General features: G+C 63.5%; 13 protein-coding genes and 1 pseudogene. 7 read left to right on the forward strand and 7 right to left on the reverse strand.

The window, feature by feature from the left end; all coding sequences use genetic code 11:
- The 6 genes and pseudogenes from VOI29_RS13940 to VOI29_RS13965 all read left to right on the forward strand — a co-directional run.
- Positions 1–498 (forward strand): annotated as a pseudogene (locus tag VOI29_RS13940) (cell division protein FtsZ); the annotation flags it as partial.
- 200 nt (positions 499–698) lie between these two features.
- Positions 699–1,646 (forward strand): UDP-3-O-acyl-N-acetylglucosamine deacetylase, encoded by a 948-nt coding sequence (lpxC, locus tag VOI29_RS13945; RefSeq protein ID WP_323779697.1) that lies wholly within the window; start codon positions 699–701, stop codon positions 1,644–1,646.
- Between the two features lie 240 nt (positions 1,647–1,886).
- Positions 1,887–2,735 (forward strand): outer membrane protein assembly factor BamD, encoded by an 849-nt coding sequence (locus tag VOI29_RS13950; RefSeq protein ID WP_323779701.1) that lies wholly within the window; start codon positions 1,887–1,889, stop codon positions 2,733–2,735.
- A 27-nt stretch (positions 2,736–2,762) separates the two neighbouring features.
- On the forward strand, positions 2,763–4,412 hold the full coding sequence (recN, locus tag VOI29_RS13955) for a DNA repair protein RecN (RefSeq protein ID WP_323779702.1): 1,650 nt from the start codon (positions 2,763–2,765) through the stop codon (positions 4,410–4,412).
- A 101-nt stretch (positions 4,413–4,513) separates the two neighbouring features.
- Positions 4,514–6,196: a chloride channel protein gene (locus VOI29_RS13960; RefSeq protein WP_323779705.1), complete on the forward strand. Its 1,683-nt coding sequence runs from the start codon at positions 4,514–4,516 to the stop codon at positions 6,194–6,196.
- Positions 6,197–6,403: 207 nt separating this feature from the next.
- A complete protein-coding gene (locus VOI29_RS13965) occupies positions 6,404–6,595 on the forward strand; it encodes a hypothetical protein (protein ID WP_323779708.1) in 192 nt (63 codons plus the stop codon).
- 214 nt (positions 6,596–6,809) lie between these two features.
- Here the strand turns inward: VOI29_RS13965 and VOI29_RS13970 are convergent, their stop codons facing one another.
- The 5 genes from VOI29_RS13970 to VOI29_RS13990 all read right to left on the reverse strand — a co-directional run bounded on the left by VOI29_RS13970 (position 6,810) and on the right by VOI29_RS13990 (position 13,542).
- The gene (locus VOI29_RS13970) at positions 6,810–7,151 is read right to left on the reverse strand and encodes a DUF427 domain-containing protein (protein WP_323779711.1); all 342 of its coding nucleotides are present in this window, start codon (positions 7,149–7,151) and stop codon (positions 6,810–6,812) included.
- 76 nt (positions 7,152–7,227) lie between these two features.
- Positions 7,228–9,018 (reverse strand): aminopeptidase P family protein, encoded by a 1,791-nt coding sequence (locus VOI29_RS13975; RefSeq protein WP_323779714.1) that lies wholly within the window; start codon positions 9,016–9,018, stop codon positions 7,228–7,230.
- 300 nt (positions 9,019–9,318) lie between these two features.
- The gene (gene cobT / locus VOI29_RS13980) at positions 9,319–11,196 is read right to left on the reverse strand and encodes a cobaltochelatase subunit CobT (RefSeq protein ID WP_323779716.1); all 1,878 of its coding nucleotides are present in this window, start codon (positions 11,194–11,196) and stop codon (positions 9,319–9,321) included.
- A 194-nt stretch (positions 11,197–11,390) separates the two neighbouring features.
- The gene (cobS, locus tag VOI29_RS13985) at positions 11,391–12,377 is read right to left on the reverse strand and encodes a cobaltochelatase subunit CobS (RefSeq protein WP_323779718.1); all 987 of its coding nucleotides are present in this window, start codon (positions 12,375–12,377) and stop codon (positions 11,391–11,393) included.
- A 541-nt stretch (positions 12,378–12,918) separates the two neighbouring features.
- Entirely contained in the window at positions 12,919–13,542 is a 624-nt protein-coding gene (locus VOI29_RS13990; RefSeq protein ID WP_323779720.1) for a DnaJ domain-containing protein, read from the reverse strand.
- 106 nt (positions 13,543–13,648) lie between these two features.
- Here VOI29_RS13990 and VOI29_RS13995 point away from each other — a divergent pair, with 106 nt between their 5' ends.
- Positions 13,649–13,903 (forward strand): BolA family protein, encoded by a 255-nt coding sequence (locus VOI29_RS13995; protein WP_323779723.1) that lies wholly within the window; start codon positions 13,649–13,651, stop codon positions 13,901–13,903.
- Positions 13,904–13,918: 15 nt separating this feature from the next.
- Here the strand turns inward: VOI29_RS13995 and VOI29_RS14000 are convergent, their stop codons facing one another.
- The gene (locus VOI29_RS14000) at positions 13,919–14,416 is read right to left on the reverse strand and encodes a DUF4177 domain-containing protein (protein WP_323779726.1); all 498 of its coding nucleotides are present in this window, start codon (positions 14,414–14,416) and stop codon (positions 13,919–13,921) included.
- A gap of 90 nt (positions 14,417–14,506) precedes the next feature.
- Positions 14,507–15,175 (reverse strand): hypothetical protein, encoded by a 669-nt coding sequence (locus VOI29_RS14005; protein ID WP_323779728.1) that lies wholly within the window; start codon positions 15,173–15,175, stop codon positions 14,507–14,509.
- Positions 15,176–15,532: the final 357 nt, after the last annotated feature.

The raw sequence follows: 15,532 nt of genomic DNA on the forward strand, positions 1-15,532 counted from the left end.
GAGGACCTCTTTGAAGAGCCGGAGCAGGTGGACAGCGACGGTCTGCCGCCGCCGGCCTATCAGCCGCAGGTTCCGGAGTTCCGCCCGCAGGCTGCAACACGCGAGCCGCAGCCTGACGCCTTTGTGGCGCCGCGGGCACCGGCGCCGGGCACCCCGTCGCCGCAAGCGCTGGAGCGCCTGCAGGCGGCAGCGCAGCGGGTGCAGCAGCCGCGCCCGGCAGCGGCCCCTTCCGCGGCGGCGCCGCAGCCGCAACAGCAGCAGAATGCGCAGCAGCAGCCCGACGGGCAGCGCCGCTTTGGCTTGAATTCGCTGATCCACCGGATGACCGGCACAACCGAGGCTCCGGCGGGCAAGCCGCAGCCGCAGGCGGTGCGCCAGCAGCCGGCCATGCAGGCCCCGGCCGCCGCAGCCCAGCCGCAGCCGGTTCAGGCACAGCAGCCTGATCTTGACCAGGAACGCATCGAAATCCCCGCTTTCCTGCGCCGCCAGGCCAACTGACGGATCACAAAACTGGTTATAAAAGCCGCCTTCGGGCGGCTTTTTACGTTTTAAATGCAGATGTTTAAGTGGTTTTGAGCGGTGTTTTGCTTATCTGTTACAGCCATGTTTCAAACCGTTACAAAGATTGAGTTGTAGGTTTTTTTGCAAAACCTTAACTCTCTGTCGCAACACGGTCGGATGAGGCCGGAAACAGTGGAATGAGGCGCAAAGTGCAGAATACGCTCAAAGCATCGGTGGCATTTGAAGGGCCCGGCCTGCATTCCGGCCAGCCTGCACGCATGGTTCTGATCCCGGCTCCGGCGGGGCATGGCATTGTCTTCAAGCGTACCGATATTGCATTGGGCAACACCCGGATTCCGGCGCGCTGGGATCTGGTCGAGCGCAGCCCGCTGTGCACCCGTCTGGTCAATACCTCCGGCGTCAGCGTGTCCACCGTGGAACACATCATGGCGGCCTTGGCCGGTTGCGGCGTGCACAATGCGCTGATCGAAATCGACGGGCCGGAAGTGCCGATCGTTGACGGCTCCTCGGCACCGTTTGTGCGCGGCATCATGCAGTACGGCGTGCACCGGCTAGGCGTGCCTGCCACAGCCTATGAGGTGCTGAAGCCGGTGACCGTGGAGAAGGACGGCGCCCGCGCCACCCTGCTGCCCAGCGACCGGCTGACCATTGAATTCCATATCGACTTTGCCGAGGCTGCCATCGGCCGCCAGAGCAAGGTTCTGGATATGCGCAACGGCAGCTTTGCACGCGAGCTGTGCGACAGCCGCACCTTCTGCCGTCAGGCAGACGTGGAAGCGATGCAGGCCAATGGCCTCGCTCTGGGCGGAGTGCCGGGCGAAAACGCCGTTGTGTTTGACGGAGAACGGGTTGTGAGCGGCGCGGGTCTGCGCCATTCGGATGAGCCTGTGCGCCACAAGATGCTGGATGCCCTGGGGGATCTGGCGCTGGCCGGGGGGCCGATCTTGGGGCGGTATGTTGGCGAGCGTGCGGGGCATGCGCTGACCAACACCTTGCTGCGTGCCTTGTTTGCGGAGCCGGGCGCGGTCCGGGCCGTTGCCTGCGATGCAGCGATGTCCGCGCGGCTGCCAGGGCAAGGTCTGATCTGGTCGGAAATCCCGGCAGAACAGCGGTGCGTGGCATAGGGCAGAAAACCAGGAACGAGCGGCAAACTGGCCCGGGACGCGCGTGTCCCGGGTCTTTTCCTTTCCAGGATCGGCAGGCAGGCGGGCGCAGGACCAGCAGGGCGCACTTGACCATTGCCCGCTTTCTCTGCCATGTGAACGGGGAATTGGCGAAAGGCGTTTTGCACGCCATTTGGATGTGCTAGAGACGGCATAACCGGGGCGGACACCCGTAAGTCAAAGACGGTGAGGTTAGGCACTATGAACGGCATCAGGGCGGGAGCCAAAACCCTCGGCGCGGTCCTTCTGATGGCGGCCCTTGCGGGCTGCGGCGGAGACGGCGGCGCGGTCAAGCGGGGCGAGTCTCTGGAGGCTTTCTCACCCGAGCAGATCTATGAGCGCGGTGAATTCGAGCTGGCCCAGAGACAGCCCAAGGACGCCGCCTATTACTTTGCCGAGATCGAGCGCCTGTACCCCTATTCCGAATGGGCCAAACAAGCGGTGATCATGCAGGCCTTTGCCTTTCACAGCACCAAGGATTATGAGAACAGCCGCGCCGCCGCGCAGCGGTTCATCGATTTCTACCCGGCTGATGAAGATGCCGCCTATGCCCAGTATCTTCTGGCACTCAGCTATTACGACCAGATCGACGAGGTCGGCCGCGACCAGGGGCTGACCTTTCAGGCGCTGCAGGCGCTGCGCACGGTGATCGAGGTTTATCCCGAGAGCGAATATGCCACTTCGGCGATCCTGAAATTCGACCTGGCGTTTGACCATCTGGCAGGTAAGGAAATGGAGATCGGCCGCTATTATCTGCGCCGGGGTCATTATACATCTGCGATCAACCGCTTCCGGGTGGTGGTCGAGGACTTCCAGACCACCAGCCACACAGCCGAGGCGCTGCACCGGCTGGTCGAGGCCTATCTGTCGCTGGGGCTGACCGACGAGGCGCAGACGGCGGGTGCCATCCTGGGCCATAACTTCCAGTCCACCGAATGGTACGACAGCAGTTACAAGCTGCTGACCTCGAACGGGCTTAAACTGCGGGACCGGGGCAACAACTGGCTGAGCCAGATCTATCGTCAGACGGTGAAAGGGCAGTGGCTGTAACGGCCGCTGCTGCACGGAGGCGGGGCTATGCTGCGCGCGCTTGATATCCGGGATATCCTGATCATTGATCATCTGGAGCTGAATTTTCAGCCCGGCCTCAATGTGCTGACCGGCGAGACCGGGGCGGGGAAATCCATTTTGCTCGACAGTCTGGGGTTTGTGCTGGGCTGGCGCGGGCGGGCCGAACTGGTGCGCCAGGGCGCAGCGCAGGGCGAAGTGCTGGCTGAGTTCGATCTGGCCGAGGGCCATCCGGCGCATGCCATTCTGGAGGAGGCGGGCCTGCCCGGGGGGGAGACGCTGATCCTGCGCCGGGTAAATACGGCTGAGGGGCGCAAGACCGCCTGGGTCAACGACCGGCGCTGCTCGGGCGAGGTGCTGCGGGCCTTGTCTGAAACCCTGGTGGAATTGCACGGCCAGCATGATGACCGCGGGCTTTTGAACCCGCGCGGGCATATGGCGCTGCTGGACCAGTATGCCAATGTGCAGGGGCTGCTGGCCTCGGTGCGGGCGGCTTGGGCCGGGGCGGCCAAGGCGCGCAAGACCGTTGAGGCGACACGCGCCGCCCTGGACGCGGTGCGGGCCGAGGAGGAGTTCCTGCGCCATGCGGTGGGCGAACTGGATAAGCTGGAGCCGCAACCGGGCGAGGACGAGGCGCTGGATACCCGCCGCCGTCAGATGCAGGCGGCCGAGCGCATCCGCGGCGACATCACCCGCGCCCATGCGCTGCTAAGCGAAGGCGCCGAGGCTGCCATGGGCGAAGCGCAGCGCTGGCTGGAGGGTGTTGCAGGCCAGGAAAGCGGCACCGGGCTGGAGGAGCCATTGGCCGCCCTCAGCCGTGCGATGATCGAACTGGGCGATGCGCAGGACGGGGTCGACCGGGTGCTGGGTTATCTGGAGTTCAATCCGGGCGAGCTGGAAGACTGTGAGGAACGGCTTTTTGCCATCCGCGGGCTGGCACGCAAACACGATGTGCAGGCGGATGAACTGGCGGGCTATGCGGACACCCTGCGCGGTAAGCTGGCGGCGCTGGATGCAGGCGATCAGGACCTGGCCGATCAGGAAGCCGCCTTGAAGACCGCCGAGGCCGCCTATGCGCAGGCCGCGGAACAGCTGAGTGCAGCCCGCCGCGAAAGTGCTGTTGCGCTGGATCAGGCCGTGATGGCGGAACTGGCGCCGCTGAAGATGGAACGGGCGGTGTTTGAAACCCGCATTTCCAGCTGCGCGCCGGGGCCTGAAGGGATCGACGCGGTGGCGTTTACCGTGGCGACCAATCCGGGCGCTCCGGCAGGGGCCTTGAACAAGATCGCCTCGGGCGGCGAACTCAGCCGGTTTTTGCTGGCGCTGAAGGTCTGCCTGCGCGGCGAGGATTCCAGTAAAACCTTGATTTTTGATGAGATCGACCGTGGTGTCGGCGGTGCGACGGCGGATGCCGTGGGCCGCCGCCTGCGCAGCCTTGCCAGCAGCGGACAGGTGCTGGTGGTGACCCATTCGCCGCAGGTGGCAGCCCTTGGCGGCCATCACTGGCAGGTGCGCAAACAGGTGGTGGACGGCATGACATTGTCGCAGGTGGTGCCGCTGGCCGAGGCTGAGCGGGTAGATGAGCTTGCCCGCATGGTGTCGGGTGATACCATCACCGAAGAGGCCCGCGCTGCCGCCCGCGCACTGCTGGCCGGGTAGCCAGACGGACCACCGCGGCGGCCCCCGGTTGCGGGTGAGGGGTCTTTACCCGGCCTGTGCCATGTGTAGGCTATTAAAATGAAAAGACCCGTTGACAGATTATGGTGCAAGAAATCCGTTCATCGATTTCCGCAGTTTTCCTGCAGTGGCTGGCTGGGCTCAAGGACATCTGGCGGGTGCTGCGCAATCGCGGTCCCAGCCAGTTCCAGTTCTGGCTGATTGCATTGCTGATCGGCATCGCCGCCGGTTTTGCGGCGCTGTTTTTCCGCAAGGGGATCTCGGCCCTGCAGGCCTGGATCTATGGCGCGCCGGACGTCGATTACCTGCATTCTTTTGCGCAGGGGCTGCCCTGGTACATGCTGGTCGCCATTGCCGCGGGCGGCGGGCTGGTGGTTGGCCTTATCCTGGACCGGTTCACCCCGGACGGGCGTGTGCGGGCGGTGGCCGATGTGATCGAGGGCGCAGCACTGCATGACGGGCGCGTCGAGATGCGCGCAGGCGCCGCTTCGGCGCTGGCCTCGCTGATTACCCTGTCGACCGGCGGCTCGTCGGGCCGCGAGGGGCCGGTTGTGCATATGGCCGGGGTGATCGCCACCTGGGTCAGCAACCGGATCAACGCCGACGGCATCACCGGGCGCGACCTTTTGGGCTGCGCGGTGGCGGCGGCGGTCTCGGCCAGCTTCAACGCCCCGATCGCCGGGGCGCTGTTTGCGATGGAGGTGGTGCTGCGGCACTTCTCGATCAATGCCTTTGCGCCGATCGTTGTTGCCTCGGTGGCGGGCACGGTGATCAACCGGCTGGAATACGGCGATGTCACTGAATTCACGCTGGTCACACCAGGCGCGCTGCAATTCTACGTCGAACTGCCTGCCTTCCTGATCCTGGGGCTGATCTGCGGGATGGTGGCGGTGGTCCTGATGCGGGCGATTTTCTTTGCCGAGAAGGTCGGCACAAACGTGCAGGAGCGGCTGAGCGTGCCGCGCTGGCTGCGCCCGGCGGTGTCGGGAGCCATCCTTGGGGGCATCGCGGTCTGGTACCCGCACATCATCGGTGTTGGCTATGAGACCACTGTGCTGGCGCTGACCGGCGGGCTGCTGCTGGGCCAGGCGGTGGTCTTTACCGTGGTTAAGACAGCCGCGGTGGCGATCACCATGGGCGGCCGCATGGGCGGCGGGGTGTTTTCGCCTTCGCTGATGATCGGGGCGCTGACCGGGCTGGCCTTTGGCCTGATCGCCACTGCAGTGCTGCCGGATGTGTCCGGCACCCACACGCTTTATGCCTTTGCCGGCATGGGGGCGGTGGCTGCCGCGGTACTGGGAGCGCCGATTTCCACCACACTGATTGTTTTCGAGCTGACCGGCGACTGGCAGATCGGCCTGGCGGTCATGGTTTCGGTGTCGATGTCAACCGCACTGGCGTCGCGGCTGGTGCACCGGTCGTTTTTCCTGACCCAGCTGGAGAGCCGGAACATTCACTGCGCGGCCGGGCCGCAGGCCTATTTGCTGGCGCTGATCCGCGCCGGTGCGGTGATGCGTCCGATGGGCGACAGCCGCTGTGCGTCGCTGGAGGATTGTCAAAGGCTGGTTGAGGAGGGACTGTGCATCCGTGCTTCTGCGTCACTGGAGGCGGCGATGCCGGTGTTCGACCGGGCAGAAGCGGCCTTTTTGCCAGTAATGATGGAAGAGGGCGGAACAGAGGAAATCATCGGCGCACTGTATCATGTGGATGCGCTGAAGGCTTACAACCGTGCCTTGGCTGCTACCGCAGCGGAGGAGCACAGATAGGCGGAACCGGGCAATCGGGTATCTGATCGCCGCGGCCCGACCGGTGCATCCCCCCGCTGTTACGGGAAAAATTGCGCATTCATGCCGGAATCTGTGCGAAATCGGTGACACGTAAAGGTTAAGTTAAAAATTTTATTGCTCTGAAACGGCGCCTGACCCAACACTGTAAGCGGATTATTGCTAGGCTTACTCATACGGTAGGAAAACATGTGCAATTTCGAAACCGGCCCGCAAGAGGCTGGCGCGAACAACAAGGCGGACGAACAGGCAAATGAACGGGCAGCGCTGGAAGCAGCGATCAACTATGCGATCCAATGCGCCCGCGAAACAGGCATTCTTGGTGCAGGTGATGCGCTGGAGGAAGCCAGGCGGAACCTCAGCCGCGCGATTTTGACCTGAACTTCGGCCTTTGTGACAAAATAGCTGCGCCGGCCCCAGTTGCGGAGCCGGGCCGTTAATGCTTCACCGGGTATCAGGCGGTGGAAGCTGCTGCATCGCAAATGCGCTACACCGGTGCCTTGGCGCCGGCCGTTTTTTACTTCCGGTAAAACTTGTTCCTGATGCCCGGTTGCGGCGCGGGATATGGTGCCGCCCCGCAACCCGGACAACAGGTTCAGACTTGTTCGACTTTGACAGAGTCGCTCAGCACGAATGCCAGGCAGCCCTTGATTTTGGACGCCGCTTCAGCCGGGTGCTCATAGCTCCAGGCCGCGTTTTCGGTGACCGAGGACTTGTTGGCGATCGAGAAGTAGCTGGCCTCGCCCTTGTGCGGGCAATGGGTCGATTTGCTGGTCCGGTCGAGGAAGGCCATGGCGATGTCTTCACGCGGGAAATAGATGACCGGATCCATATCGCCCTCCGTCAGTTCCAAAGCATTGGAACTTTCTCCCAGTACAGCGCCGCCGGAGCGGACGACCCAGGTGCCTTCGGCCTTGCGGATACGGATATTGGTCATGCGTGTTTTCCCATTCTCTTCGTTCGTGTCGTCTGTTTCTGTTCAGTCTGTGTAACAGCCGGGTGTCAGCCTGCTGTCACAAGGGGGCAGTCGCGGCATCAAGCCACACCTGTGCGGCAGGGCTGAGCTGCGGGCCGATCTTTGCCAGAACCTCCTGGTGATAGCTGTCGAGCCAGGAGGTCTCGTCGGCTGTCAGCATGGAGGCGTTCACCAGCCGCCGGTCTAAGGGGGCGAAGGTGAGTGTGCGCCAGCACAGCATCTCGCGCTCCGGATCGCCGCTGTCAAGAGCCGGGGCCGGTTCAACCACCAGAAGGTTCTCGATCCGGATACCAAAGGCGCCCTCGCGGTAGTAGCCGGGCTCGTTCGACAGGATCATACCCGGTTCAAACGGCACATGGCTGGTGCGGGCCAGCCGCTGCGGGCCTTCATGCACGCTGAGGTAGGCGCCGACGCCATGGCCAAGGCCGTGGTTGAAATCCTGGCCTGCCAGCCACAGCGGTATCCGCCCGATGCATTCGATGTCGCGGCCCGCCAGCCCCTTGGGCCAGCGCAGGCGGGACATGGCGATCATCCCCTGCAGCACGCGGGTAAAGGCAGCGCGCTCTTCCTCTCCCGGCGTGCCGATGGCGATGGTGCGGGTGATGTCGGTGGTGCCATCCAGATACTGGCCGCCGCTGTCCAGTACCAGCAGGTGGCCGTCCTGCAGTGTGGTGTTGGTTTCCCCGGTCACCCGGTAGTGCATCACGGCGCCGTTTTCGCCGGTGCCTGCGATGGTTTCAAAGCTGATGTCGCACAGGGCGGGGTCCTCGCGGCGCAGCGCTTCCAGTTTCTTCACCACGTCGATTTCGGTGATCGTGCCGGGGGTCTGCACGTCGAGCCAGGCAAGCATTTCGGCAATTGCGGCGCCGTCGCGCAAGTGAGCGGCGGCACTGCCCTCAATCTCGGCTGGGTTTTTGCGGGCTTTGGGCAGGGCGCAGGGATCGCCTGCAGGCACCAACCGTTCGCCTAGCGCGTCCGCCACGATCTGCGGCAGGGTGCCGGAATCCGCGGCGACTGAGCCGTTCAGCGCTGCAGTTGCGTCGAGGAAGGCTTTGGGGTCATGCACGGAAACAGAGCTGCCGAAGTGGCCGTCCAGGCGGTCAAGCTTCGCCGCTGCCATGAACAGGTCGACACGGGCATCGCTGTGGAGAATGGCAAAACCATGAGCCACCGGGTTGCGCGCCACATCGCTGCCGCGGATGTTCAGCAGCCACATGATGCTGTCAGGCAGGGTAATGACGGCTGCCGCCTGGCCTGCATCCCGCAGACTCTTGGCAAGGCGGGCGCATTTGTCCGCGGCGCTTTCGCCCGCGTACTCAATGGGATGTGCGGCAACCGGCTGCATCGGCGGTGCGGGCTGGTCTTGCCAGATCCGGTCCACCAGGTTGCCGCATTGTGCCAGGGTGATGCCGCTGCCGTCCAATTCGCGGGTGAGGGTTGTGATCTGGCCCGCGGCATGAAGCCAGGGGTCAAACCCGATCTTACCGCCATCGGGAAGCTGTTCCTTCAGCCAGTCCGCCAGCTGCATCTCGGGCCAGGGCACGGGGGTGAAATCCGCTGCCACCTGGCGTTTCACCTGAGTGCGGTAGCGGCCGTCGATGAACACGCCGGCGATATCCTGCAGTACTGCACAGAAGCCGGCCGAGCCGGTGAACCCGGTGAGCCAGGCCAGCCGTTCGTCGTGCGGTGCCACGTATTCGCCCTGATGCGCGTCGGAACGCGGCACCAGAAAGCCATCGAGGCCTTCTGCCGCCAGTTCCTTGCGCAGGGCAGCCAGCCGGGGCGGGCCCTGTTCCGGGCGGGCGGTCACGTCGAAAGTCTGGAACATGGGTGTTTCTCCTGAAGAATGAGCGGAGCGGCTTGGGGCAGATGCCCGTGGCGGCGTAAAGGAATGGGCACGGCTGCGCGCGCCTTCTTGTCCCAAATCGCCTTGCCGCTGGCAAGCCTGACGATGCGGGTTTGCTGCGGGGCAAGCGGCACGGGGGAGGCGGCAGCTCCCGCCCGGTCTCAGGGCATAGGGTGCCGCCGCGCGCGTCAGCGCGCGGCTGTGCCCAAGACTGAGGCCGGCATCTTCGATGCAGGCCAAAGGCGCGGGAGGGCGCCCCTGGCTGAAGGGAGAGGGCTGACGTCAGCCGGCGCGTTTGATGCCCATGACCCGGGCGCGGGCGCGCGGGTCGCTGTCAAACAGAGCCGCCAGCTGCTCAGTCATCGCGCCGGCCAGCTGCTCCACATCGGTGATCGTGACCGCGCGTTCGTAGTACCGGGTCACATCATGGCCAATGCCGATTGCAAGAAGTTCCACCTGTTTCCGCTTCTCCACCATGGCAATCACATCGCGCAGGTGCTTTTCCAGATAGTTCGCCGGGTTCACCGACAGCGTCGAATCATCCACTGGCGCCCCGTCCGAAATCACCATCAGGATCTTGCGGGCTTCCTGCCGGGCCATCATCCGCCGGTGCGCCCATTCCAGCGCCTCGCCGTCGATGTTTTCCTTCAACAGGCCCTCTTTCATCATCAGGCCCAGGTTGGCACGGGTCCGGCGCATCGGCGCATCGGCGCCCTTGTAGATGATGTGGCGCAGATCATTGAGGCGTCCGGGCTGCTGCGGGCGACCGTCGTTCAGCCAAGCCTCGCGGGCCAAGCCGCCTTTCCACGCACGGGTGGTGAAGCCAAGAACTTCGACCTTCACATTGCAGCGTTCCAGCGTGCGGGCCAGAACATCGGCGCAGATTGCCGCGATGGAGATCGGGCGGCCGCGCATCGAGCCGGAGTTGTCGAGCAGCAGCGTCACCACGGTGTCGCGGAATTCAGTGTCCTTCTCGCGCTTAAAGCTGAGCGGGGTGGTCGGGTTGGCGACAACGCGGGCCAGGCGGCCGGCGTCCAGCGTGCCTTCCTCCAGGTCAAACTCCCACGACCGGTTCTGCTGTGCCTGCAGGCGGCGCTGAAGCTTGTTGGCAAGGCGGGAAACCGCGCCTTTCAACGGTTCCAGCTGCTGATCAAGATAGGCGCGCAGGCGTTCCAGTTCAGCAGGTTCGGCCAGATCCTCGGCGGCGATTTCCTCGTCATGGGCGTCCTGAAACACCTTGTAGTCCGGGTCAGCCTCGGAAGCTGGCGGCGGGGCAGGCGGCTCCAGCGGCGCTTCGCCGTCGGGCATTTCGGTGTCTTCGGCGAACTCGTCATCCGCCATCTCGTCCATCGAGACCTGGGCCTGGCTTTCGTCCTGCTGCTGCTCCTGGGCCTGCTCGGGGCTGGCGTCGGCCTGATCGTCCTCGGAATCGTCCTGGCCGCTGCTGTCCGGATCGTCCTGCTCTTCGGCGTTGTCTTCGGCATCGTCATTGGTGTCGTCGTCCAGTTCATCCGGGTCGTCGCCCAGCTGGTCGCCGTAGCCGAGGTCGGAAATCACCTGCCGCGCCAGCTTGGCAAACTCGGCCTGATCGGCGATCTTTTCGTCCAGGTCTTCCAGCGTGCCGCCGGCCTGGGATTCGATGAAACCGCGCCACAATTCCATGATGTTCGACGCGCCTTCGGGCAGCGGGCGCCCGGTGGCCAGATGGCGGATCAGATAGCCTGCGGACGCTGCCAGCGGCGCCTCGGAGGAGGATTTCATCTGATCATAGCCGCGCCGGATCGACTCGTTACGGATCTTCACGTCGATGTTGGAGGCAGTGCCGGGCATGTGGCGCGCGCCCATCGCCTCGCAGCGGGCGGTTTCCATCGCCTCATAGAGGTCGCGGGCCATTTCGCCCTGCGGCACATATTTGGCGTGGGTGGCGTTGTCGTGGAACTTGTGGCGCAGCGCCAGCGCGTCGGCGGTGCCGCGGGCCAGCAGCACCTCCTCGCGGCTCATCCGGCGGGAGACCTGCGGCAGCCGCATCGAGTCGCCCGAGAGCCCCGAGGGGTCAACAGTATAACTGACCGACAGTTCCGGGTCGTTGGCCATAACTTTGGTGGCTTCGGCCAACGCCTTCTTGAATGGATCGGCGGGGTTGTCGTTCGGCTTTTTCATGGTCGCACCTAGTCCCTTGTGAGCATCCCCCCTCTTTTCGGGAAAGTCCAGTGGCCAGCTGCGGATAGGGCAGCGCCCGGCCCGGCGGGAAGGGAAGCGGAGTGCCCGCCCCGTCGTGCTGAAAGCACGCCTCCGGCTTGACGGAGGGCGGGACGGGCGCTGCCCGGCCTATCGGCCGAGCGGCACGTCACAGATTAGCCCAGCGAAACGCTGGCCGCGCTTTCCGGCAGTTCTTCGTCAAAGCAGCGCTGGTAGAACTCGGCCACGGTCTGGCGCTCCAGCTCGTCGCATTTGTTCAGGAACGACAGGCGGAAGGCATAGCCGACGTTGCGGAAAATCTCGGCGTTCTGGGCCCAGTTGATCACCGTCCGCGGGCTCATCACGGTCGACAGGTCGCCGTTCATGAAGGCGGTGCGGGTCAGGTCGGCAACGGTCACCATCTGGGAGATGGTCTTGCGGCCCTTCTCGGTGTTGTAATGCGGCGCCTTGCTGAGCACGATCGCGCTTTCGGCGTCATGGCTCAGGTAATTCAGGGTCGAGACCAGCGACCAGCGGTCCATCTGGGCCTGGTTGATCTGCTGGGTGCCGTGATACAGCCCGGTGGTGTCGCCCAGACCCACGGTGTTGGCGGTGGCAAACAGGCGGAAGAACGGGTTCGGGGTGATGATCTCGTTCTGATCCAAGAGGGTCAGCTTGCCGTCATGCTCCAGAACCCGCTGGATCACAAACATCACGTCGGCGCGGCCCGCGTCATATTCGTCGAACACGATCGCAACCGGGTTGCGCAGCGCCCAGGGCAGGATGCCTTCGTGGAATTCGGTGACCTGCTTGCCGTCGCGCAGCTTGATCGCGTCCTTGCCGATCAGGTCGATCCGCGAGATGTGGCTGTCGAGGTTGACCCGCACCGAGGGCCAGTTCAGCCGGGCGGCGACCTGTTCGATGTGGGTCGATTTGCCGGTGCCGTGGTAGCCCTGGATCATCACCCGGCGGTTGTGGCTGAAACCTGCCAGGATGGCCAATGTGGTTTCCGGATCGAACTTATAGGTGTGGTCCACCGCCGGCACCCGCTCGGAGCCTTCAGCAAAACTCTTGACCGTCATGTCGGTGTCGATCCCGAACACATCGCGGACCGAAATCGTTTCGGTCGGTTTCGCATCCATATCCACAAAGCCGTCGGTCATCGCAGTCGATCCTTATCCCTCTTCCCTGCTGTCAGGGGTCATTTCGCGGGATTGGTGCCTGATCTGGCGGGCAAGGGCAAGGGAAAGTAGCGCCGCAAACCGGCTGAGGTTGCGATTGTTCTGGATCTGGACAGGACGGTCGGGAAAGGCGGGCAGCGCCCGATCCTATGCACAGCGCCCCCAGCCGGGCAGCGGGGGGCGCGTTTTGCCGGCTCTTGATGAGCATTGGGGGGAAGGCTGCGGCCGGCTCCTCTTTGGGTAACCGGTCATGGCGGCACACGTCAAAGAAATAAAGAGTCTATTTTAAAGTTTCGGCAAAAGACCGCCCATAACGGACGGGCCGATATTGGGGCAGCAGGCGGGAAAGCGCAGGAGTGGAGACAGCCGCATTGCTGGCGGAAACCTCTGGCTGCGGACTGGTTTGCCTTATGGCTGTTGTGCCTCTGGCCCTGGCGGAAATGCTTTGGGGACCAAGCCCCCCGCAGGCCGGCAAAAAAAGAGCGGCCCCTGGCCGCCCTTCGCGCATCGGTATCCCGGCCGCTTATTTGAAGCTTTTGCTGTCTTTGATCTGGTCCCAGGCCCACATGACCTCTTGCAGCTGCTCTTCCTGGCTGCGGTCGCCGCCGTTGATATCCGGGTGCAGCACCTTGATCAGCTTCTTATAAGCCTTGCGGATATCAGCCTTGGTCCAATCGTCCTTGGCCTCCAGAATCTCGACCGCGCGGCGCTCGGTGGGGGGCAGGCGGCGGCCTGCCTTGGCGGCGCGGCCGGGGTTCTGCGTGGCGTTTCCACCCAGTACCTGATGCGGATCCTCGATGCCCAGCCGCGCCCAGGCGCGGGCTTCGGGGTCGCTCATCGGCTTGGTTTCGCGCTCCCAGACCTTGTCTTTGGACCGCTGCGCGTTCAGCTCAGCCTCGGTGGTGCCTTCAAAGAAATTCCATCCATTGTTGTACTCGCGGACGTGCTCCTGGCAGAACCAGTAGAAATCATCCAGCACATCCGGCGCCTTGGGGGCGCGGAACTTGCCGGCTTCCTCGCAGCCGTCCTTGTCGCAGACACGAACGGAGGTTTCGGACGCGCCAGTGGCGGCCCGGCGTCCACGCGGGTTCTTTTTCTTGGCTGAGCGGATAGACATATCAAAGCCAAAGGGATCGGACTTGCTCATGGGGGCGCACCTTCTAGACGCATCTGTTCGACTCGGAGGCAGCAGTTTAGTCTAAGGGGCGCCAGATTGAAGGGGGCGCGTCGAAAAAAGATGGGATGAGCGGAAAATGAACGTGAAGCAAGAGATGGAGGCAGCGCTGCAGGCAGCATTTGCCCCCAGCGCACTGGAGGTGGTGAACGAAAGCCACAAACACGCAGGCCATGCCGGCGACGATGGATCGGGCGAGAGCCATTTTGCGGTGATGATCCGGGCAGAGGCCTTTCAGGGCATGAACCGGGTGGCGCAGCACCGCGCCGTGCACAAGGCACTGGGTGGTATCGTGCCCCGCATTCACGCACTGGCGCTGGATATCGGGAGATAAGGGCGCAGGGGAGGATCAACCCTCCCCATCGCCTTTCTGCTCGGCACGTTTTTTCAGCGCGGCGGTCATGCCTGCAACCGGGCTCAGCTCTTCAACACCGTCATCTGACTGCATCCTGGCGGCACCGGCACCGGGCACCTGGCTTGCTTCCGGGGGCGCTTCCGGATCGCCGGCCGCGGCTGTCAGCGGCGGTGCTTGGGGTTCGGAACGGTGGAATGCGACCGAAGGCGCAGCGGGTTCTCTGCGGCCTGGGGGCGGTGTTTCCGCTGCCTGCTCCGCGGCAGTGGCGCGGCGGAACACCATCACGTTGCGCCAGTTGGTGGTCGAACCGGTAAGCCCGGAGCGTTCTTCGCTGGGCAGCAGTTCGGCGCGCTGGAATTCCCAGCCGTCAGCCGCCATTTCGTTCAGCAGGATCTCGACCGAATTGGCAAAGCGTGCCTCCGGGGTCTTTACACCCTTCGCCTTGGTGCCCTTGGCGGGGGCGGGGATAACTTTGTACTCATAAGCTTGCATGAACGTCTCCTGTCTCAGGAGCCAGGTTTAGCCGAAGCGGGCAGGGGGTCAAGGCGCGGCTTGTTCAAGAGACGGCCCTATTCCATCAGCTTAGCCTCTCGGAAGTTTTGCAAAACTGTCCAGCAAGGCCCGCGCAGGTCCAAGCAGTTCCTCTGGGTTTGGTGGAAAGTCTTTCGCTTTCCCATGAACCGCATAGAGAAAGCTGTTGTGCCGTGCCCGGCAGGTTGCATCAGTTTCTTTGAATTCGCATCCATCATCAGACGTTGCCTCGGCGCCATTGGGCGCAACAGCCTTGGTGAGTGACAAATATTCCGTTTGGCGCGTCGGATAGCGTGGGGCAAGCCCGTCGGCAGAAACTTTGACGCGGAAAAACGTGATGCCGCCTTCACTATTCCAAGTGGAGGGGTCGTACTGCCAGGGGACGTGATGGCGCACGCCATCAAGCACATATGTTTCCCGATGGCCCGTGTCGATCCGGATGGACAGCGCATGCGTCAAAACTGTAAGGGCGAGTACTGCGGTTCCCATCCACTGAGAGGTGCGCCGGAAATCTATCCAGCACCAGGAAGCCGCGATTTGGAAAATGAGCACGGCGCCTGCAAATGCGGCAAAGGCCCACAGCCAAACGCCACCGAAGCTGCCGTAATAGGACATTGGATGATAGAACTTGGAGACGATGAAATTTATCTGAGCGAAGCCAAACCAGCTGATCGTACCGGCAACCGCAGCGCCGAAGATCCATCCTGACAAGTTTTTCATGACCGGGAAATCCTGGAGAGAAAGTATCACCCATAAGTAGAAGCAAAACCGAAGAACGCAAGTATAACGTTGATATCTGGTTGCCCGGACGATAGGCCGGGCAGTGCCCGACCACCCCCATGGGCGGGCATTTCGTTTCCCGCCCGCGGACGGGCACCGACCTTAGGGATCTGGCACCACCCGCTGCACAGGGGGGGGATAGTGGGTGCACGCATGTCACCCCCCCCCCTCCAATTCAGATACAAAAAAGGGCGCCGCAGGGCGCCCTTTCGAAATCCGGTTCTGGCAGCGGTCAGCTGCCCAGCTTCTTGGCGATCAGCTCATTGACCGCTTTGGGGTTGGCCTTGCCGCCGGTGG

It is taken from the genome of Leisingera sp., from assembly GCF_034669605.1.
GTDB lineage: Bacteria > Pseudomonadota > Alphaproteobacteria > Rhodobacterales > Rhodobacteraceae > Leisingera.